The organism is Streptomyces sp. So13.3, from assembly GCF_005860785.2.
Classification (GTDB): Bacteria; Actinomycetota; Actinomycetes; order Streptomycetales; family Streptomycetaceae; genus Actinacidiphila; species Actinacidiphila fildesensis.
Window position 1 is genome coordinate 3378221 of sequence record NZ_CP048835.1, and the last position, 20307, is coordinate 3398527.

Annotated in this window: 18 protein-coding genes and 1 pseudogene; 8 read left to right on the plus strand and 11 right to left on the minus strand. The window is 66.0% G+C overall.

The features are described 5' to 3' along the window. Nucleotides 1-3 precede the first annotated feature (3 nt). Complete coding sequence (locus C8250_RS15320) at nucleotides 4-1248, minus strand: site-specific integrase (RefSeq protein WP_244809150.1); 1245 nt, start codon at nucleotides 1246-1248, stop codon at nucleotides 4-6. Nucleotides 1249-1847: 599 nt separating this feature from the next. Between C8250_RS15320 and C8250_RS15325 the strand changes: the two genes are divergently transcribed. Then, nucleotides 1848-3041: an IS110 family transposase gene (locus C8250_RS15325; protein ID WP_138357632.1), complete on the plus strand. Its 1194-nt coding sequence runs from the start codon at nucleotides 1848-1850 to the stop codon at nucleotides 3039-3041. A 245-nt stretch (nucleotides 3042-3286) separates the two neighbouring features. Beyond that, on the plus strand, nucleotides 3287-3769 hold the full coding sequence (locus C8250_RS15330; RefSeq protein WP_138357633.1) for a hypothetical protein: 483 nt from the start codon (nucleotides 3287-3289) through the stop codon (nucleotides 3767-3769). A 208-nt stretch (nucleotides 3770-3977) separates the two neighbouring features. Here the strand turns inward: C8250_RS15330 and C8250_RS15335 are convergent, their stop codons facing one another. Genes C8250_RS15335 through C8250_RS15345 form a run of 3 tightly spaced genes read right to left on the minus strand, consistent with a single transcriptional unit; the run spans nucleotide 3978 to nucleotide 6081 of the window. Further along, nucleotides 3978-4577, minus strand: coding sequence for a TniQ family protein (locus C8250_RS15335; RefSeq protein WP_244809151.1), 600 nt, complete (start codon nucleotides 4575-4577; stop codon nucleotides 3978-3980). Beyond that, on the minus strand, nucleotides 4574-5629 hold the full coding sequence (locus C8250_RS15340; RefSeq protein WP_138357634.1) for an AAA family ATPase: 1056 nt from the start codon (nucleotides 5627-5629) through the stop codon (nucleotides 4574-4576). The genes C8250_RS15335 and C8250_RS15340 overlap by 4 nt, the downstream gene beginning before the upstream one ends. Next, nucleotides 5626-6081 (minus strand): hypothetical protein, encoded by a 456-nt coding sequence (locus C8250_RS15345; RefSeq protein ID WP_187144852.1) that lies wholly within the window; start codon nucleotides 6079-6081, stop codon nucleotides 5626-5628. Before C8250_RS15345 ends, C8250_RS15340 begins: the two co-directional genes overlap by 4 nt. 63 nt (nucleotides 6082-6144) lie before the next feature. Here C8250_RS15345 and C8250_RS15350 point away from each other — a divergent pair, with 63 nt between their 5' ends. The 3 genes from C8250_RS15350 to C8250_RS15360 all read left to right on the plus strand — a co-directional run bounded on the left by C8250_RS15350 (nucleotide 6145) and on the right by C8250_RS15360 (nucleotide 8780). Further along, the gene (locus C8250_RS15350) at nucleotides 6145-6516 is read left to right on the plus strand and encodes a hypothetical protein (RefSeq protein ID WP_138359601.1); all 372 of its coding nucleotides are present in this window, start codon (nucleotides 6145-6147) and stop codon (nucleotides 6514-6516) included. A 121-nt stretch (nucleotides 6517-6637) separates the two neighbouring features. Next, a complete protein-coding gene (locus C8250_RS15355; protein ID WP_138359603.1) occupies nucleotides 6638-7174 on the plus strand; it encodes a hypothetical protein in 537 nt (178 codons plus the stop codon). Nucleotides 7175-7247: 73 nt separating this feature from the next. Further along, the gene (locus tag C8250_RS15360; RefSeq protein WP_138359605.1) at nucleotides 7248-8780 is read left to right on the plus strand and encodes an ISKra4 family transposase; all 1533 of its coding nucleotides are present in this window, start codon (nucleotides 7248-7250) and stop codon (nucleotides 8778-8780) included. On the opposite strand, the gene C8250_RS15365 is transcribed toward C8250_RS15360, so the two are convergent. The 7 genes from C8250_RS15365 to C8250_RS15395 all read right to left on the minus strand — a co-directional run bounded on the left by C8250_RS15365 (nucleotide 8692) and on the right by C8250_RS15395 (nucleotide 14574). After that, on the minus strand, nucleotides 8692-9903 hold the full coding sequence (locus tag C8250_RS15365; protein ID WP_187144853.1) for a DDE-type integrase/transposase/recombinase: 1212 nt from the start codon (nucleotides 9901-9903) through the stop codon (nucleotides 8692-8694). The genes C8250_RS15360 and C8250_RS15365 overlap by 89 nt on opposite strands. Nucleotides 9904-10037: 134 nt before the next feature. Further along, nucleotides 10038-10406: a VOC family protein gene (locus tag C8250_RS15370; protein ID WP_138359591.1), complete on the minus strand. Its 369-nt coding sequence runs from the start codon at nucleotides 10404-10406 to the stop codon at nucleotides 10038-10040. An 82-nt stretch (nucleotides 10407-10488) separates the two neighbouring features. After that, nucleotides 10489-11259 carry an IS21-like element helper ATPase IstB gene (gene istB, locus C8250_RS15375; RefSeq protein ID WP_138359593.1) on the minus strand — a complete coding sequence of 257 codons (771 nt, stop codon included), beginning with the start codon at nucleotides 11257-11259 and terminating at the stop codon, nucleotides 10489-10491. Next, nucleotides 11256-12710: an IS21 family transposase gene (istA, locus tag C8250_RS15380; RefSeq protein WP_164299683.1), complete on the minus strand. Its 1455-nt coding sequence runs from the start codon at nucleotides 12708-12710 to the stop codon at nucleotides 11256-11258. Before istA ends, istB begins: the two co-directional genes overlap by 4 nt. A 29-nt stretch (nucleotides 12711-12739) precedes the next feature. Then, nucleotides 12740-13237, minus strand: a complete 498-nt coding sequence (locus tag C8250_RS15385; RefSeq protein WP_187144854.1) for a hypothetical protein — start codon at nucleotides 13235-13237, stop codon at nucleotides 12740-12742. Then, nucleotides 13234-13992, minus strand: coding sequence for a TnsA-like heteromeric transposase endonuclease subunit (locus tag C8250_RS15390; protein ID WP_187144855.1), 759 nt, complete (start codon nucleotides 13990-13992; stop codon nucleotides 13234-13236). The genes C8250_RS15385 and C8250_RS15390 overlap by 4 nt, the downstream gene beginning before the upstream one ends. A 390-nt stretch (nucleotides 13993-14382) precedes the next feature. Continuing rightward, nucleotides 14383-14574, minus strand: coding sequence for a hypothetical protein (locus tag C8250_RS15395; protein ID WP_138356424.1), 192 nt, complete (start codon nucleotides 14572-14574; stop codon nucleotides 14383-14385). 281 nt (nucleotides 14575-14855) lie between these two features. Between C8250_RS15395 and rpsC the strand changes: the two are divergent. From rpsC to C8250_RS15410, 3 genes and pseudogenes are all read left to right on the plus strand, one after another. Next, nucleotides 14856-15611 (plus strand): annotated as a pseudogene (gene rpsC, locus C8250_RS15400) (30S ribosomal protein S3); the annotation flags it as partial. Nucleotides 15612-16270: 659 nt separating this feature from the next. Beyond that, nucleotides 16271-17404, plus strand: a complete 1134-nt coding sequence (locus C8250_RS15405; protein ID WP_138356423.1) for a CHAT domain-containing protein — start codon at nucleotides 16271-16273, stop codon at nucleotides 17402-17404. Nucleotides 17405-19551: 2147 nt separating this feature from the next. Beyond that, nucleotides 19552-20301, plus strand: coding sequence for a hypothetical protein (locus C8250_RS15410; RefSeq protein ID WP_138356421.1), 750 nt, complete (start codon nucleotides 19552-19554; stop codon nucleotides 20299-20301). Nucleotides 20302-20307 lie beyond the last annotated feature (6 nt).

The window sequence follows — 20307 nt, forward strand, 5'->3', positions numbered from 1 at the left end:
CCCTCATTCTCGCCTGGCGGCTGATCGCGGTGCGATGCCGGGTATGCCGAGGTCGACCGGTGCGACCCTGGCGAGCCGACGGGTCTGGTCTCGCTTCTGGCGCAGGAAGGACAGGGTGAGGTCGATCCCTTCGATCTCGCCGAGCCATCCCTCTGCTTCGGCCCGGGCCCGGCGGCCCAGAAGGTCGGCTTCGATCTCGTCAAGGCGGGGCAGCATCTTCGGGTTTATGTTGATCATGGGACATCTCAGGCAGGCGTGCTCGTGTTGACAAGGTGTCGAGTAGGGGCGGGCGCATCCTCCCAGCTCAACTTTGCGCTGATCGAAGTGCTCCTCGAAGCCGAGCCATTCGGGGTCGGTGACCGGCCGGTACTCGTCGGTTGGCCTGGCCTGGCGACGCCGGTCGAGGAATCCCTGGTAGTGCCGGACGACGTCCTCGTTGAACACGGCGACGTAACCGCGAGTCGTTTGAAGATTCAAATGTCCGAGCAGGGCTGCTCCGATGTGGATCGGGAGCCCGCTGTTGACAAGTTCCGTTGCCAGGAGCCGGCGAAAATCGTGCGGGGTGAAGCTGGTGGCAAGGAAGCCGGGGTGCTGTTCGGCGAGCTCGGCGCAGTGGCGCTTCAGCATGTTCACCACGGTGGTATCCGACATGACCTCGTGCTTGGTGCCGATCTTGCGTTGGAACAAGAACGGCATGGGCGGGCTGCTCTGTCGTTCCTTCGGGTCGTAGCGGGGCAACAGTGGGATGGTTCGGCTGCCGGTGGTGTGGCGGCGGACGATGGCCGCGATGACGGCGAACAACTCGGCGGACATGGGGATGACGCGTTCCCGGTCGCTCTTTGAGGGAGCGATGACGAGCAAGGCGATCACCTCGCCGTTGGGTCGTTGGTACTGCCGGATGCTGAGGTGGGTGAGTTCCAGGGCCTCCTCTATACGGACACCTGAGTGCCGTAGGACCTCAACGATTGCCCACTCCCAGAATGCGGCGTCCTCAGCATGCGTGACGTTGATGTACTTGCCGCTCTCCAGGTCGATGACCCGTACGTTCGCCAGCCCTCCGAGCCGGACGCGGCGCTCGTCGACCCGGCTCCACAGGCGCTGATAGGTGCGGCCCTCCAGCATGACGGTCTGTCCGCCGGTTGCGTCTGCGGCCCGGGCAAGGAGGTCACGGAGGTGGCCGTACCGGTCCTCCAGGTGTTCCACGAGGGTGTTCAGCAGCGGTTGCCGTTGCCGGGTGCGGTCGTCCATGCGTTCCTTGACGCGTCGTTTGCGGATCCCGTAACCGCGGACCTCAGCGTCGGAGACCGGACATGGTGCCACCCAGATCGCCCATTGCTCAGGTTCCGCCGCCGCCCACGCCTGCAGGTCGGCGTAGAAGGCGCGGACTGCCCGAAGGATGGGGTCGACGTCGCGCTGCCCGTTGCCGTCCATGCGGATCGCGACGCGCTCGCGCCATCGCTGGTAGAGCTCGCCGTCGATGCGTAGGCGTCAGTCTGCGGGACGGCCGGTCGGGGGGACAAGGGGGCGACGCGAGCGGGAGAGCGGCGGCGGCCAGGTGCCGCCCATGCCGCTCGCCGCGCCCGCCCCTGATGGATTCTGAGCAGACCGCTCAACCCTCCCTACGTTGTCTTGCGGGAGACCGGGTGAGCCCTTCGTATGGTTCATCCACCCAGGGACGTCGGGTGTGGCTTTCAACCTTCTGCCACTCGTGGCTGGCATCGATTGGCCGCCCGACGTCCCACGACGACTCGGCTGCCAATTAGGAATTGCGAACGATCGCTCCGTAGGGAATCGACAGCGAGGTCGTCCGTCGGGAGGCACCAGCACCCACCGCACGGAGGCACCACATGGCCGCGATCTGGGCCGGCATCGACGCAGGCAAGACTCACCACCACTGCGTTGCGATCGACGAGAGCGGCCGTCGGCTGCTGTCCCGACGCGTCGCGAACGACGAAACTGAACTCCTCGAACTCCTCGCCGACGTCCAGGCCCTGGGGGACGAGACGACCTGGGGCATCGACCTGGCCGACGGCGGAGCCGCCCTCGCCATCGCGCTCCTCCTCAACCACGACCAGCCGGTCCTCTACATCTCCGGCCGGGCCATCCACCGGGCGTCCGAGGGCTACCGCGGCGAAGGCAAGACCGACGCCAAGGACGCAGCCGTCATCGCCGACCAGGCCCGTATCCGCCGCGACCTGCATCCCTTGCGAACTGGCGACGAGACCGTCACCGACCTGAAGATCCTCACCGGTCGGCGAATGGACCTGGTCGCCGACCGCACCCGCACCGTCAACCGGCTCCGCGCTCAACTCACCGCCATTTTCCCCGGCCTGGAGCGCACGCTCGACCTCACAAACACCGGCCCGCTTGTCTTGCTGACCGGCTACCAAACGCCGGCTGCCCTCCGCCGGATCGGCCGCAAGAGGCTGGAGACGTGGCTGCGCAACCGCCGTGTCATCCGCGCCGACCAGCTGGCCGAGACCGCCTTACAGGCCGCCGAGCGCCAGCACACCAGCCTGCCGGGCGAGAGGTTGACGGCCCGGATGGTGCACACGATGGCGGCGGAAGTGATGGGCCTCAATCAGCAGGTCGCCGAGGTCGACAAGCTCATCGAGGCCCGGTTTCGCGAGCACCACCACTTCGAAGTGATCACCAGCATGCCGGGCCTGGGCATCATCCTCGGTGCGGAGTTCCTGGCCGCCACCGGCGGCGACATGGCGATCTTCGGCACTCCCGACCGGCTCGCCGGCTTCGGCGGCGTCGCCCCGGCACCACGGGACTCCGGCAAGATCAGCGGCAACCTGCGCCGGCCCCAGCGATACAACCGCAGACTCCAACGCGTTTTCTACACCTCTGCCTTGTTCAGCATCCGTCACAGCGAAGAGTCGCGCCGGTTCTACGATCGCAAACGAGCCGAAGGCAAGCGACATACCCAGGCTGTCCTCGCCCTCGCACGTCGCCGCGTCAACGTCATCTGGGCTCTGTTGCGCGACGGGCGGTGCTACTGTCCCGTCTGTCCCGTCTCATTCACCACGTCATGAGAATGCTCTGTGAGCTGGGTGTTGACAGGTCTGACTGAGATTCCGTTCCCTGGGTGACGTGCCGAGACGCGGAGCGCTTGTCGGGCGACGCTGGCAGTCTCACCGATCACGGCTGATGTCGTGGCGCTGAGCTGTGGTTCGTCAGCTTGGCTGAGACGCCGAAGAGGCGGTTCTCGCTGGACCTGACTGTTTCTTGGGGCGCGGCCTCGGTGCCTGGCGGCCTCGCTGCGTGGAATCCTGGGTTGATGAGGTTGATCGGTAGCGACGGGCACGGTGTCGAGCTGGGTGTTGTGGGCTACCAGTTCCCCGATGCGGTTGACCCGCGCCAGCGGCAGAGCTGGCTGGTCGTCGAGGGGTCTGCCCACTGTCCGCGGGGGACATGGTCGTTCCGCTGGCAGGCGTTGACCGCGGACGACGCCGTCGAGTTGGGGCGGTGGCTCGGTCGGGCGGCGACCCAACCCTCCGGTGTTGGACGCGACGGCAGCGGCCGGTTGGACTTCACCGAGCCCAACTTGGCCTTCGCCTTCACCTGGATCGATGCGGGTCTGCTCGAACTGCGCGTCAGCCTGGACTTGGAGTTCTCGCCTCCCTGGCGACGCCAGGCCCGGTCGGGCGAGCCGTTCGTGGTCACGTGCCGGCTGACGGCCGAGTCAGTGTCGACGGCGGCGACTGAGTGGGCGGCCGAGATCAAGCCCTATCCGCCTGTAGGTGGCGCCAACGCGTACTGATGCCGGGCGGCAGGTCCTGGGCCGCGACAGCCAGACGCTGGGCAATCTCGGCCTGAAGACCGTGATGTCCGCGCCAGTGAGGTGAGGCGAACAGGCTGGTCAGGGCAATGGTCTCGGGGTAGGTGGCGAGCTCGATGCGGTCTTCGTCGGGACGATGGGGATCTCCGTAGGGGTCCTCCGGCAGGGTGTCCAAGCGGCGGGTCCAGCGCTAATGCAGTGTTGATGGGTCGGCCTCCCGGAACCACTGGGCTGTGATCTTGCGGGCGTGGAGGTAGTCCACGGCGATGAAGGAGTCCCTGCTGCGGCCGACCAGCCGTCGGTGCCGAAGGTCGGTGGACGTGATCTCGGGGAGCGTGGACAGGTCGTGTTGGTTGCCCCCGAGGAGCCAGAGCCGGTGCCGGTGGCAGACACCTTCATGGGGGCCAGTGGTGCGGACCACGAGTCCATGGACGCTGCGATGGGCCATGCAGAGGCGGCAGGCCGGGCGGCATCGCGGTTCGGCCAGTTCCTCAACGGTCAGAGGTGGTCGGCGCTGTCCGGGTTCCCGAACTGCGGCCAGCACGGGCATCGCGTGGACCAGGGCCGGGATGCTTCTCCCGGTCAGCGTCGCCAGTCGGGGCAGGGCGGCGGGGGTCCAGTTGCCGACGCGGTTGTCGTCGCGCCGGTGGCGACGGTTGGGGCCGATCAGGAACGAGAGGTGGCCGACAGTAAGGTGGTTGGCGTCGGCGAGGCGGTTGAGGTAGGAGCCGATCGTCTCGCGGTGGACGGGCGGCAGCGTGACGGGCAGGGTCCGCAGGTGGCTGGTCACGCGGTCCTTCTCGCTTCGCGGGAGCGGCGTTGGCGGGCGCGCGGGAGGTTCTGCTGTTCGGCGCTCTCGTCGAGGTCGACGGCTTCCAGGCCGGTGCGGGTGATCTTCTCGGTGCCGTCCAGGATGGCGTCCAGGGCGGCCTCGCGGACCAGGTGGGACAGGCTGCCGATCATGCCTGCGGTTCGGTCGTGCAGGTAGGGGGCGAGTCGCAGGAGGGTGCCCGGGCGGTGCGCGTGCAGCCGCAGTGCGTTCTCCAAGGTGGCGACCAGGGCCTGCCAGGCCGACTGCTCCTGCGGGGTCTTGTGGCGGAAGGAACTGGTGGGGATGAGGCTGTATCGGCTGGCGATCTGCCCGCCGCGCCGCCCGGCGAACAGACCGGTGCCCTCGATATCCACCCCGGCCAGTACGAACGTCGCGGGGATGCGCTCGGACAGGTACTTGATCTGGTCCGACGCCTCGGCGCCGATCCGGGTCTGGATGTCGAGATTGTGCAGCTCGTCGATGAGGACAAGCCGGCAGGCCAGAGTGCAGGCCAGGTCGCAGACCTTGTTGGTGACCTCGACCTGGCTGAACCGGGACGGCAGCGGGAGCCCGATGAACCGGGCGAACTCGATGGCGAGCATCTTGGGCGTGGCGGCCGGCGGGACGGTGACGTAGAGGACCGGCAGTGCCCGGGGCGAGAGGGCGCCGCGGCGGCGGGTCAACTGCTCGTAGTTCTTGCCCAGCTGGGTGATGGCGGTGGTCTTGCCGGTGCCCGCGGGGCCGGAGACGATCAGCCCGCGCCGGGCCGAGTGCTGGTGCCGGTTGAGCAGGATGCGTTTGCGTCCGGTGGCGGCGACGTGGCGGATGGTCGGCGTTGAGACGATCACCAGCTGGGCGTGGTAGTCCTCCCTGGCCGCGTCGTAGTCCGCGCGCTCGGCCTCGGTCAGCCGCTGCAGGGCGGCGGGCGGCATCACGAGCGGCGGCGTGGGCGCCTCGTTGACGAAGGCGGCCCAGCCCTCCTTGGTCGTCAGCGGATGGTCGACCTCCTGCGGCTCCGGCGGGTGCGTCATGCGCGGCTCCCTTCGGTGAAGGCGTCGAACACCCCGAACGGGACGACCTCGCCCAGGACCGCCTCCGGCACCGGGTCGGCGTCGAGGTCGGGCTCCGGCGGTGCTTCGATGCCCGGTCGGGTGGGCAGGGCGGTGGCCGCGCGGGTGCGGGCGGCGACCTTGCGGTCCGGTCCGGTTCCGGCGCGGGTCAGCAGGTCCTCGACCACGGCCGCGATGGCCTGTTCGTCGGTGTCGTCGGCGCCGCGGGTGGCCAGCAGGGAGCGGGCGTGGCGCCAGGTGAAGTCCGCGAACGGTGCGGAGACGGTGCCCAGCCGGGTCCACGGGATAGTGATCCATCCGCCCGCCCTGCTGTCGCGGACCCAGACGTGGGACAGGTCGTAGGGGTCGTAGTGGACTTCCCAGAGGTCGCTCTTGAGCGGGACGCCGGAGGGCTGGCGGCGGTATGGCCCCAACTCTCGGCAGTCGTAGGTGGGTGCGGATCCTTTCGAGGGAGGGCCCCGATACAGTGGACCTTCGTGAAATACGCTGAAGAGGCAGGCCGGATCTGGCGGACCTACGTCCCCAAGCGGGGGCAGGCGGACACCGTTCAGGGTGAACTGATTCGAGCCGTGGAGAAGCTGCGCGACGAGGCCGTTCGCAACGGCAACATCAACTGGGACGACAGCTTCGAGCGGCTGGTGCTCTTCCTCCAGCGCACTTTGAGCGACTCGCAGGTGTTCGATACCTCCGCATCGCAGGAGATCGCTGACGATCTAACCCTCATCAGCGATCCCGGCGTACCCGCCGACGACGGGCCGTTCGATCGTCTGACCGACTGCCTTGTGGTCTGGTGCAGAGAGCATCCCGATCCAGTCGCTCGTTCGCACGACCCGGACCTGCGCCGGTAGCCGCTCAGGTCCCGGATGAACTCAGCTCTTCTGCAGGGTGTCAGCCCGCGAAGTTGTGCGTTGATCTGTTGTGAGGAGACGTCTTCTTCTACCGTTTTGGGCGGGAGCGAGGAGACGCCCGATGAGTTCGCTGCTCGAGGAACTGCACCGACGGGAGGCTGCGGCCCGGTCGGAAGTGGACGAACTCCGTCGAGAAATGGCGGAGTTGCACGAACGACTGGCCCAGGCCGAGGGGCGGCTGTCCCGGCTGGAGATCACCCGGGAGACGGTCGGCGAGATCCTCGACGAGACCGGTGCGGATCCGCCGGCCGCTGGACACAAGAGGGAAACGGACGCTGAACCGGATGCGGCGCCGGAGGTTTCCCGGTTCGGGGACGGTTCGCCGATCGGGGTGCAGATGGTGCCGCCCTGGCGCCAGGGCCTTGGAGTGTCAGTGCTACCAGGGGCCTACCAAGATCTTGTGGAGGTTCTCGCCGATGCCAAAGGACCGTTGCGGGCGATGCAGGTGGCCGAGGCGGCAGGGCTGAGTGTGGACCGGTCGAAGGTTGAGGGGCTGCGGTCGAAGCTGAAGAGGCTGGTGGAACGGGACTGGCTGACCGAGGACGGGCCGGGACGTTTCACCCTGCCCGAGCGGCAGTCGGACGGAGCGGAATCGTGAAGCCGTAGCGCGGGCGGGCTCTTCTCCCTAGGTTCGAAGGTGCCAACCAAATCGCCCTCGGAAGAAGAGCCCGATGGGACCGTACGACACGCCCTCGACACCTGACCCCTTTGACCGCGCGACTGATTTCTTCACCGCCCTGGTTGCCGACCTCACCGCCCCGGCGGCCGGCGGGCTGACCCACGATGAACTGGAAGAACTTCTCGACGCGCGCGGCCGGGAGATCCTGCGCCAACTGCTGCAGGACCACCTGGACCTGCGCGCCCTGCGTGAAGAGAGAGCTGTCCGGTCCCAACCCCACCCGCGCATCGGGGCCGACCAGCTCCCGCGCCCGCGGGTGGAATACGGCCACCGGCGGGCCCTGGCCACGCTGTTCGGCACGGTGACGGTGCGCCGGTGCACCTGGCGGGCACCGGGCATGAGCAACTACCACCCGGCCGACGTGACCCTGTCACTTCCCAAGAACCGACACAGCCATGGGCTGGTGCGGCTGGCCGCGCTCGAGGCCGCGCGGGGTTCCTTCGACGCCGCGAGCGCGGCGATCGCCCGCCGGTGCGGGCCGGTGATCGGCAAACGGCAGATCGGACAGGCCGTCGTCACCGCGGCCCGGGACATCGACGCCTTCTACGCCCAGCGGATCTGCCTGCCGTCGACCGCCTCCACGCTGCTGGTGATCTCGGTGGACGGCAAGGGGATCGTCATGCGCCCGGACGCCTTGCGGGCCGCGACCGCCAAAGCCGCAGCCGCTCGCGGCACGGGCCGTTTCCGCACCCGGCTGGCCTCGGGCGAAAAGCCGGCCCGTAAGCGGATGGCCACGCTGGCCTGCGTCTACGACTGCGAACCGGCTCCGCGCCGTCCGCACGATGTGATCGCCCCGCCCGGCGGCCGAGGCGGGGACCGGGTACTGCGGCCCGGGCCGAAGGCGAAAGGCAAATGGCTGGACGGGTCGGTCGCCGACACCCCGGCCAGCGTCATCGCCCGGGCTTTCGAACAGGCCGAATCCCGGGATCCGGGGCACCGCAGGCCGTGGGTGGTGCTGGTCGACGGTGCCCCGCACCAACTGGAGCTGATCCAGGCCGAAGCCGCCCGCCGCAGGGCGACGGTCCATATCGTCATCGACATTGTGCACGTCCTGGAGTATTTGTGGTCGGCCGCGTGGTCCTTCCACGACAGCGGGGATCCGGCGGCCGAGGACTGGGTCTCGGTACAGGCCCTGGCCGTACTCGTCGGCGACGCCCGCCGGGTCGCCACAACGATCGAAACCCGGGCAGACAAGGCCGGGTTAACCGTCGATCAGCGGCGCGGCGCTGACTCCTGCATTCGCTATCTGACCAGCAAGGCCAAGTTCTTGCACTACGACCGGGCGCTGGCGGCGGGCTGGCCGATCGCGTCCGGAGTGATCGAGGGGGCGTGCCGACATCTCATCGCCGACCGGCTCGACATCTCCGGGGCCCGCTGGGGCCTGGACGGCGCCGAGGCCGTCCTCAAACTCCGCGCCGTGTTCAGCAACGGCGACTTCAACACCTACTGGCCGTTCCACATAGCCCGCGAACACGAACGGGTTCATCAGAACCCTCAGCAGGACAAATACGTGCTCGGTGCCTGACCCACCCCTTCACTCGAAAGGATCCACACCCGTCGTAGGTGCGGTAGTCCATCACGATGCCGTAGTCGTTGATCTTCCGCCATTCCACCGGCAGCAGTTCGATGTAGTCGTCGCCGGTCAGGCAGACCGGTAGGTGACCTGCGCGGGTCACCAGCAGCGCGTAGACCTCATTCGGCGACAGGGCCTTGTTCGGCAGGAACGGGCTGCGCAGGCCGTCGTGAGGCCGGCTCTGCCAGCAGGCGACCAACCATTCCTCGAACAGCTCGGACAGTTCCCGCAGGGTCCAGACGGCTTCGACGTCCCGGCCGCGTTGAGTGACGTTGGAGCCGACGTAGCCGGCGACGTGCTGGCAGAACAGGGTGTTGATCGAGGAGAACGTCCGCTCGACGATGCCCTTGTCGGTCGGGGTTGCCGGCCGGGCGGGCTGGACCGAGATGCCCAGGGTGCGGCAGGCAGCGGTGAAGGTGTCGGAGACGAACACCTTGCCGTGGTCGATCACGATGGTGTCCGGGACGATGACGGGCTTGGCGGCGGCGTGCTCCAGGCGGGCGTCGATGCTCATCAGCCGCGCGTGCGGGATCAGCGACGCGGACATCCGCAGGGCATCCGCCCACCCGGGCCGCATCGGCTCCGGGACCAGTGTCCGCGCCAGAAGCAGGGCCGCGTCGACCGCCTTGGTCCCGGCCGGCCGCAGGACTGCCGCGCAGATGGTCCGCGAGGCGACATCGACCGCGATACTCAGTTCAACCCGCCCGGTAACCCCGTCGTCCAGCACCGCCAGCACGTCCAGCGGGGTCGTGTCGATCTGAACGATCTCCCCAGGGCGGACGGCCATCGTCGGGGTGAACGGCTCTTGCGGACGCCGGCCCTGGGACCTGCGGGTGGTCGCCGCCCCGAACGAGTGCTTGCCCTCGTCGAGTTCCTTGATCAGGCGGTAGAACGTCGCCCGCGACGGGATCTCGACCACCCCCTGGCCATAGCGCTCGGCCACGAGCCGCTCGACCTGGCGCATCACCCGGCTGCGGGTGCCCGTCGACAGGTTCTCCTGCGCGGCCAGGACCTCGGCCACGACCGCGACCAGCCGTTCATCGGCATGACCTCCGGGCTGCCGGGACCCGCGCATGACCCGGCGGTCCACCAGCCCCCAGACCCCCTGCTCACGCCACAGACCCCGCAGCTGTCGGCGTACTACCTAACCTCCCCAACCGCGTACGGATGAACGTCCCCAGCTATGTCGTGTGCGGGAGCACGGCTGCGTCAGCCCCTGACGATGCAGAAGGGATGCCCGGCCGGATCAGTGAGGACCCGCCACCTGTCCTCATGCGGCTGGTGATGAGCCTTGCCTGCTCCCAGCTCCAGCAACCGAGCCTCCGCCTCGTCCAGGTCCGCGACGTCGAAGCAAAGGTGAAATTGTTGGGGAACGGCCTGATCAGGCCAGCTCGGCGCCCGGTAGTCGTCGACCCGTTGAAAGCCTATGAGGAGTCCATCCTCACGGTTGAGACCGGCAAAGTCAGCGTCCGACTTCGGGTGCGGCTCAAGGCCGGTGGCCTGTTGATAGAACACCGCCAGAGCCAGTGGATCAGGGCAATCTAGTGTTATCGCGCTCAACTTCATCTTCAAGGGCATGGCATCTCCGAGCTGATCAGCAGACTTTCCTGATGCCACCCTAAAAGGGGCCGCCCCGCCGGCCGGTTCGCGACGTGGCCTGTCAGGCCACGTCTGTGTCCCGCTCGATGGCCTTGAGTCGGTTCTTGAGCCGGTAGCTGGGGCCGTTGATGGAGATCACGTCGCAATGGTGCAGGAGGCGGTCGAGGATGGCGGTGGCCAGGACCTCGTCACCGAACACCTGTCCCCATTCGCTGAAGGTCTTGTTCGAGGTCAGGATGATCGAGCCCTTTTCATACCGCTTGGAGATGACCTGGAAGACCAGGTTGGCTTCTCCGCGTTCGAGGATCTCGTAGCCCACCTCGTCGACTACGAGGACACCCGGCCGTAGGTAGGTGCCGAGCTTGTTGGCCAGGCGGCCGGCGGCTTCGGCGGCTTTGAGGTTGCGGACCATGTCGTCGAGGCTGGTGAAGTAGACCGAGTAGCCGGCCCGGCAAGCCGCGACCGCGAGAGCGACGGCGATGTGTGTTTTACCCACCCCCGGCGGGCCCAGGAGAGCCGCGTTGGCCTTGGCCTCGACGAACGAGAGCGTGGCGAGGTCCTTGACCTTGCGCGGGTCGAGGTCGGGCTGGAACGAGAAGTCGTACTCATCGAGCGTCTTGTGGTGCGGCAGCCGGGAGAGTCGCAGACCCTGCCGGAACCGGCGGTCGTCGCGGACAGCCAGCTCCTCGGAGAGGACCAGGTCGAGGAAGTCGAGATAGCCCATCTTCGCCTCGTCCGCCCGGCGGGTGAACTCGTTGATGGTTTCCGCGAGGTGGGGCAGGCCGAGCTTGCCGGCCGTGGTGCGGATACGGTTGCCGGTCAGCTCGCTCAAGAGGATTCCTTCGTCGCTCGATGGGTGGTGAAGGGACGGGTGCCAGTCAGCTCGTCATAGACCGACAACGGTCGGCGCCCGACCTCGATCCGGGTGGCCGCGGCCCGGTTCAGCAGGGCCTGCAGCGGGCCGGTCTCCTCGCCCCGCGGCCGCTCTTGCCGAGGCTGGATGGGGATGTCGCCGGTGGTGGTCCGACGGTTCTTACCGGTGGGCAGACCGTCCCAGTGCGACTCATCGACGACACGGGCACCGCGGCCGATCGCCCGGGGGTGGGCGGCAAGCAGCGTGCTGCCATGGATGTCAGCAAGGGTGCCATGCAGCATGACCTGGGACTTCGTGGCTCGGACCTCGACCAGCTGACGAGCACGGACTCGCCGGGCCGGCACGGAGTAGAGGTTCCCGTCGAAGGCGACCAGGCAGTCCTTGCCGACGTGCCGCAGCTGCCGCTCGGCCACCAAGTACGGAACCGACGGCAGCGGCTTGAGCGCCGCGTGATCTCTCGCCGCCCGCTCCGCGATGACCTCCCGGTGCGTCTTGTGGATCTGGGCCCGCCGCAGCGGCACCCACGCGGTGAACGCGGCGTCCATCTCCTCGACGGAGGAGAACGACCGGCCGGACAGAACGTGATCGCGGACGATCAGAACTTGCCGCTCGACCCGGCCCTTGCCCTGCGGCCGGTAGGCGGCCAGCACGTCGATGTCGAAGTCGTAGTGGCCGGCGAAGCCGACCGCTTCCGGATGCAGCGGGACCGCCTCACCAGGAGCAACGTGGCGGCGGACGACGGTCTTGGTCCGGTCGTAGACGATCGTCATCGGAGCCCCGCCGAAGTGGGCGAAGGCCCGGCGGTGGCAGTCGAAGAAGGTCTGCAGGTCCTGGCTCGTGGTGAAGCAGCAGAACGGGTCCCGCGAATACGACAACGTCATATGGAAGGAGTAGACCTTCGCGATGCCCATGTGAGCGAGGATCTTGCCCTCATCACCCCAGTCAACCTGGGCCTGGGCCCCCGGAATCACCTCGAACCGGCGGTGCATCCCCGCCAGTTCCTTGGGCGTGATGCCGAGTTCCTCGGCGATTCTGGGCCGGGAGGTCTGGACGTAGAGCTTGACTCGCTGGTAGTTGCCAGTGAAGCCGTACTCCTGGGCCAACCGCTCATGAATGACCGCGGCCTTCATCAGGACCTCGGCCCGAAGCATCGAGTCGATCAATGGCCCGAACTCGTCGATCACCCTCGCCCGCGACCGCCCACTCGGCGACCGCCGCGGAGGCGTCGCCGGACCCGGCGCCGACAGGTACTTACGGACCGTTTTGCGGTCCAGCCCGGTCTCCCTGGCGATCTCCGACAGGCTCATCGCCCCGGACTCCAGCAGGCCCCGAAAGCGCCGGAGCTCCAGCCAACGCTGCGGATCCAAGACCACTGCCAGCCCCCTCCGCCGCCCGAATCGACCAAGCATCAGAGTGCCGAGCAGCATGTCTCACCGCATCAGCAACTGTCCCTTTTCATCCGTACGAGGCTGGGGACGTTCACGTGTACCCCGACACGCAGCCGGAACAGCGTCCGGTCCGAGACCGGTGTGCCCGACACCGCCAGTTCCTCGGCCTTGGCGACCATGCGCTCGCTGAGCTTGCGCCACTTCGGGTCGTACTCCGGGCGAGGACTGGACCCCGGCGGCGCGTCCGGCAGCAGACCGGTCTCCACCTCGATCAGATGGCGCTCGAAGAACTTCGCCCGCCGCAGCGCAGGCTCAGGAACGGTGTCCAACAGTCCGAACGGCGGCAGCCCCGGGGCCCCTGGCTGGGAGTCCAGCAACGCGAACCCCTCGGAGACCATCAGATGGGAGAACAGGACCAGGCTCGCGGCCCCGTGATCGTCGACGAGGCGGACCAAGGTCCCCGCCAGACCGACGACGGAATGAACCCTGTCCCCGAACCTCACCCGGTCCCCGACGCTCAGCACTCCGCGCGGCAATAGCCCACTCATCGCCCGTACCTCCGGTCGACCAACGTCAGATCACCCAGCGGACGGGACAGGTCCGCCCCCAGCACCCCGGACCACAACAGGTGGAACACCACCGGCAGCACCTCGATCGGGTCCCCGACCGTCGCGGCCTGGACCATCAAGGGCGCCGGAACCGCGAACGCCGACCGCACCGCGGCGACCGTCCCGTCCGCCGCCGCGTGCCGCGGATGCCGGTAACCGGCCAGCCAGCGCAGATTCGCCACCCGGACCGGATCAAGCGACCCGACGAGGCGATAGGCCCAGCCCACCGCCTCACACACCCGCCGCATCACCGAGAACGCCACCGCGGAGCGATCGTCGACCCGGTCGACCGGACGGCAGTCGATCACCAGCCCCGTCCCGTCTACGGCCCGCGCGAAGTAGTCCGGCGCGTGCGACCGTCCCCGCCGAGTCGTCTCATCGCGCCAGTACAGCCAGAACGGCTGCGAAGCGAACCCGGTCACCTGCGGGTCGAAGTCGAGCAGCATCGCGTGGTCCCGCTCCAGCCACGACTCGAACCCCACATGACGGCCCGTCGTCGCCGACCAGTACAACCCCGGGAAGTGGCGCTGGCCCCGGTACGACGGAAAATCTCGCACCGGTGGCACGTCCTCGAACGCGATCCCCACCGCGTCCCTCAACGGCCGCCGTACCTCGGTCCCGACTTCCACCCAGGCCACATCGAAGCCCGCCACCTCCAGCAGGGCCTCATCGGAAAGCGCACGCGTCGTGTCCATGGGGACGACCATCACGGGTCCGGTGAGACCGGCCAGATCAGATGAGACTCAATCCACCCTGAAAGGTGAAAACCGGGCACGGCATGCCACACGCGCCGCGAATCGGCCGACTACCACCTGAGACGAGTGAGACACCACCAGGTCCAGTGAGACCGGACAGCTACGAGCTCACGCCGCCGACAGCCCTCGCGGCTTGACAGAGCGCATTAGGAATCGATGAGAACGGTCAAGATTCACTGAGACAGAACAAGGTCATGGCAGAACTTCCACCACAACGTGCTGCCCTGTTGGCAAGGGGAATCCCCTGTCCTGTCGCAGCGCATCTGGCAGATAGTGGCTCGCTGACCTGCGAGGGGCCAAGTGGCCTGAGAACGCTGATGGTCGGTGTTCTCAAACGATCTGGCTTTCGCGGCTGGCGAGCATCGGCGGCGAGTGGACCTCCAGTGGGCTCTGGCGGTGGGGTAGGTCGTCGAGCACGGCGTCACCATCGGTCAGAGGTGTTGCCGCCCGACCACCTGTTGTTCGCCACTCACGCACGCGAAAGCGGCGGACGCTGATGCCGGGGATTCCGGTGAAGGTCATGTCACATGCAACTCGCCGCACCGTTCAGATTCCGGAGCATCAGGTTCCCTTGCCAACTCTCGCAGAGGGGGCCAGGGGCGGGGCGCTGGAACCGGGTCGCACCGCCCTTGTTCGGATTGCCGTCTCTGTCTCGCCGGGCGTGGTGAGGCGTTCCGAAGGACAATGGTTATTGAGCTTCACAGTGGGCGACCGAGCGACCGTGGCGCATTGCGACGATCCTCCCTGACAGTGAGCAGAAGCCACAAGACCGTGATCGTCGCCTCCACGAAGGAGATCCGGTAGTGGGCCAGAAGGTTAACCCGCATGGGTTCCGGCTCGGCATCACCACGGACTTCAAGTCCCGGTGGTACGCCGACAAGCTGTACAAGGACTACGTCGGTGAAGACGTCGCCATCCGTCGGATGATGACGATGACGTCCGGCATGGAGCGCGCCGGCATCTCGAAGGTTGAGATCGAGCGCACCCGTGACCGAGTCCGCGTCGACATCCACACCGCGCGTCCGGGTATCGTCATCGGCCGCCGCGGCGCCGAGGCCGACCGTATTCGTGGCGACCTGGAGAAGCTGACCAAGAAGCAGGTCCAGCTCAACATCCTCGAGGTCAAGAACCCCGAGCTCGACGCCCAGCTGGTGGCCCAGGCGGTCGCCGAGCAGCTATCCTCCCGCGTCTCCTTCCGTCGCGCCATGCGTAAGAGCATGCAGTCGACGATGAAGGCCGGCGCCAAGGGCATCAAGATCCAGTGCAGTGGCCGCCTCGGCGGCGCCGAGATGTCCCGCTCGGCGTTCTACCACGAGGGCCGTGTGCCCCTGCACACGCTCCGCGCGAACGTCGACTACGGCTTCTTCGAGGCCAAGACGACCTTCGGCCGTATCGGTGTGAAGGTCTGGATCTACAAGGGCGACGTCAAAAACATCGCCGAGGTCCGCGCCGAGAACGCTGCTGCCCGCGCCAGTAACCGTCCGGCCCGTGGTGGCGGCGGCGCCGACCGCCCGGCCCGTGGCGGCGAACGTGGCGGTCGCGGTCGCAAGCCGGTACAACGCGAGACCCGTTTGCCAGCCCATGCGGGCGCGCGAACGCAAAGCAGCGGCGCAACTGAGGGCCCCTCAACCAGTCGCGGGTCCGACGGCCATCGCCGTCCAGCGCTCACCGAGTCGTCCGCAGCGCACGCGGAAACACTGCAAGAGACTCAGAGTGTGCACGCGCCTGATCCCACAGAGATTCCCAGGTGTGTGGCGAAAGTGATCTCCTTGGACGATGAGTCGCTGTTGGGAGAATCTGTACGGTTCCACTTTCACCTTCTTGTACCAGAAGGGCACCCCTGGGCTGGCGATAACGGCCCAGGTAGGTTGCTGCTGGTCGCATCCTCTCGAAATATTGGCAACATTTACCCCGCGGCGCTCTTTTATGATGCCGCTCCCTCCGGAGCTGCCGCCGAATTCACGTTCATTACCCAGCAAGCAGGCAGACACTGTTTGCGATTCACGGTGTACGAGCGTGAATTTGGTGTTGTGCTTCAAGAGGTTGAGGCGACATTCACGGTGAAAGCAACGGATTGAAATGATGGAGAGTGGCCGTCATGTCACGTGAAATTCCTCCGGAAGTTCCCCAGGATCCGAGCAGTGGCTTCACCAGTCTACCCGGCCCCTCATACGCCCACCCTGACATAGTAGTCAACATTACCGCCGGGGCTGGCCCCATGAACATCATGATGTTTGGCCCGAAGGTCCCTCCCTTGAAATCTGGCATACACCAGGCCCAATTGAAGAATTCTGGCACAGTAATTCACCGCAAAGCAAATCGCTTGCGCAAAATCTGGAAAGACCGGTTCTTGAATCATGAGCAATACGAAGACGGCATACCGGTGGAGGTTACCCCGTTCCAGAAATCAGTGGACCTCACGGACTACCCCGAAGACAAGTTGCTCACCGTAATCAAAGAACTCGCCGATGAAGGTAGCTATCTGCTGAAACAGCTCCTTGACGGGGACGATCCACGGTTGCCTATTCTCCGCCGGGATCTAATAGAAGCATTGCAGGATGAAAATCTGCGCGTCAGATTCAACTCCGATGTCTACCTACCGTGGCCGATGATGGCACTGGATGCCCTTCCAGGGGAAGCCGACGACCATTTTGCGCGGTTTCTCGGATACCGGCATCAGATCGACCAGACGGCCGACTGCTATCCAGGCGTAGCATCAGCGCTTATTGCCCACGCCCAGGCAGTCACAAGTCTAAATGTAGACACGCTGCTTAATACGGTCGATGGGGCTGCCAAAGTTCGGGAACTACTCGATGCTACGGATCTGACGGAGCGCACTCAAAGCAATGAATTGATCAGTGCTTTGCAGTCGCCCAATGTCGACGAAGACCTAATGTATTTTTGGTGCCACGGGAGTTTTGAAGGCGCACCGCAGCCTCACCTTGTAATCCGGCTCACCGATTCTATGGGAATCGACGGTGAATTGGTTAATAGGTTGCGGACCGAGGCCCGTACCCAGGGACAACAAGGGACCTTTCGTCCTTTCGTGATACTTAATGCTTGCTTTGCGGGCCTGGTTGCGGATTCAGTGGAATTTGAGCATATCGGTGGAGTGCTCATACGGAGCGGTGCGGAAGGTGTTCTCGGTCCCCAAATTGAAATTCCGAAACTCTTCGGTGCCCATTATGCCCTTGAGTTCATTAAGGCATATTTGGCCGGTTCGTCCACAGCGGGAGGGATCACCCGGGAGCTCGCCCGACACTTCGCTAAAACTTACCGAAATCCCCTGGCGTTGACCTACTCTCTGCACTGTGGGCTGGATAGTCGATTGGCGCTGAGCGCTGGGAAGTAAGGATCTAGTCATGGAGAAAGGTGCTCCGGTAGCGATAGTCGACTTGAATGAGCGTGGCATGCTGCTAAGCGATCAGGGCGGTCAGCCGGTTCCCGGAAATCGCGTTCCGGAATACCTTGCCCGCAGCCTCCCAATCCCTCATTGGGCGACGGACATCTACGTGCATGTCCACGGATGGCAAACTCTCCCTGATGCGGCAACGCGGCAGGCTCAGTTGCTACTGGGCCGGGCGCTGCAGCAGCGAGCGGTACGCCCGGACTATTACTTGAATTTGTCGCGGGACGGCTTTCGGCCGTGGCTCGTGTCGGTCCGCTGGCCTTCCTCTAGCCGTTCCTCGCTGTCTGGATACCGGCGCATACGGGATCGAGCTCATGAGATGGGGGCAGAGGGGCATGGGCAGGCCGCGTACGTTATCAGTCATCTACTCGGCTACCTGGATAAGAACCGTACTTCACCCGGTTCGCACCTGCTTAAGAACCGCTTCGGACAGTTCTTGCACTTGTGCGGTCATTCTTTCGGTGGCCGGTTTCTATGCGAGGCTGTTCAGTGGGCTGCCGGCCAGAAAACGGCTGATTTGCTCAGTTGGAGCGCGGGAACCGACCCGCAACGGCCTTTTACCGTGGATAGCCTGCTTGTTTTCCAGATGGCTTCGCCGCGTGACGCGCTCGAAACCTTGTTCCCAGCTCTTCTCCCGAGGCGTGAGCGTGACCACTGGGCCCCGCTAAGCGGACCCATCGTGCTCACGTACTCACGACATGACCGCGCGACCGGTATCTGGCATCGGCAGGCTGAGGGCAGTGTAGGAATCGGGTACGCAGGTGCCAGGCGCGCTCCAACCCATGTACACAGCATCCAATTGCTGCCGCTGGATCGCGCCTATGTAATGGACGATCTCGACCATCGGGTAGTAAACGTGGACGCCAGTTGGCTATTTCGACGGGGGCGTTTGAGCTTCGCCGGAGCTCACTCGGACATCAATTACCCAGAGTCAGCGCATCTACTCCTTAGCTTGGCGGAGTTGTCGCGCTGAGCGTATGCCAGCAACAGCTGGCTCCTCGCTGGAGCGCAGGCAGGAGCACCTAGACTAAGATGCGTCCCGCACGTACACGATTGGGGCTTTCGCTGTATGGCAGATCGTCCGCCTATTCCCGCAGAACTTGAGCGTCGACTCATGATTGAGGCCGGTCACCGCTGTGCCATTCCGACATGCCGAGCGATCGGACCACTCCAGTTCGAGCACATCAACGACTGGGCCAGGACTCAGAAGCACGAGTTCGAAAATCATTTGAGACGGGACACCTGTGTCAGCGAACCAGGCGAGGGCATGAGGGCGCTGAGGGTGCTCCCTCAATCGGTCAGGGCTCTTTGGGTCTGACCGCAATTTGGCCGAGCCCCCGGCTTGCTCGATGCGGGTCCCGGTCCTTGCAGGTGGGTAAAGCCCTGGAGCCGCCCGTCCCTGGCCCCGGCGGCGTTCTGGGCTCTGCCCTCGCCTGGCCCCTGTCGGCGCGGCTGGGCCGCCGCCGAAGCTGCGACCGCCCTTCCCGAGGCTTCAGCCTTCCCAGAACTCCGTCACGGACCTCGACCCTGGAGAACCTGGATCCCCGGCGATGGGGCGCCACTGCCATCCATCGCTGCAGCGTCTGCGACCATCCGATCGCACAGGTCGGACTCCATCAGGTGTGGATCTCGCTACGCGTGGCCACCGATGTGCTTCCTTTACTGGTAAGCGCCTGCTCGTCGGTGTGTGTCGCCGAACTGCCCGACGGTGCGGGAAGGGCTACATCCCCACACCACACACAGGCAGCCGAGTCAATCAGCCGGCGTCCGACTGGGACTGACCAGCCGACGTGACCGCCAACACCGCGCCCCATCTCACGTGATCGTTTGCCAACCAACTAAGTCGTGGCAGGTCAGCGCGACCCAGACGACTAACTTCACTGTCAAAGGACACCGCAGGCGAAGCCTCGGCCTGCGGGACCGGTCCGGCGGTTGGTCAATCTGACCTTGCATCTTCGGCGGGCACGTCTGGCCACGCCTCGTACCCGCCGGGCTTCTAGCAGGCAATTCCGGTCGGGCCAAATCGCGGAATCTCCGGATCCTCTGTGTCAGCCCGATCGCCGGGCCACCAAGGTCCCACGGAGTCCCTTGTGCCTGCCCCGTTCATCACTATCGCCATCGAGCCCAGTGGCAGCGTCTCCGCCAAGGGGGCCACCGATGATCTGTCTGCCACGCTCCTCAAGCACGCGGGATTTCATCAGATCAAGGACTGGTACGGCCGCCGTCATCGTCTGCCGACCACTACCCCCCAAGCGGACCGCTCCGCCATCGCCTCCCACGCAGCGGAGATGCTCCGGGCTGCCCGCTACAGCGTCGACCTTGACCCGGATCTCGACACCAGCCGATTGGCCACCCTCACCGATCCTCACGGGATTCGGGTGGCCGGCGGCCAGGTCCTGCGACTGACCGACCGGATCAAGGGCGCGGCAAACCCCGCTGTGGCCGCTCACGCCATCGACCATCTCCTTGACCCCACTGACGGCGTCCTGATCCGGCTCCATGAGGCATTCGAAGCCGCCGCTGAGACGATCACCGATCTCGACGAGGACGCCTTCGAGCTGGCAGACCGCTTCACGCTCGCCTGCGAGCACCTCACCGCAGCCGTCGAAGAGCTAGACGGTGCCCCCGCTCAGGTGTGTGCCCTCGCCGGTGCCTCCCCGTTGCATGGCGGCAGCTACCAGGAGCAGACCGCCACTTACTACGCGACGGCCTTCACCAGTGCGGCCCGCGCCATCTCGCCCGCCGCCGCCCAGGCACCGGCGCCCCTCGATCAGACTTCGGGCAGCGTGTCGGCCATGACCGCGACCCCTGTCTCCGGCTCCCGTCCGCGGGTCAGGTGATCGCTG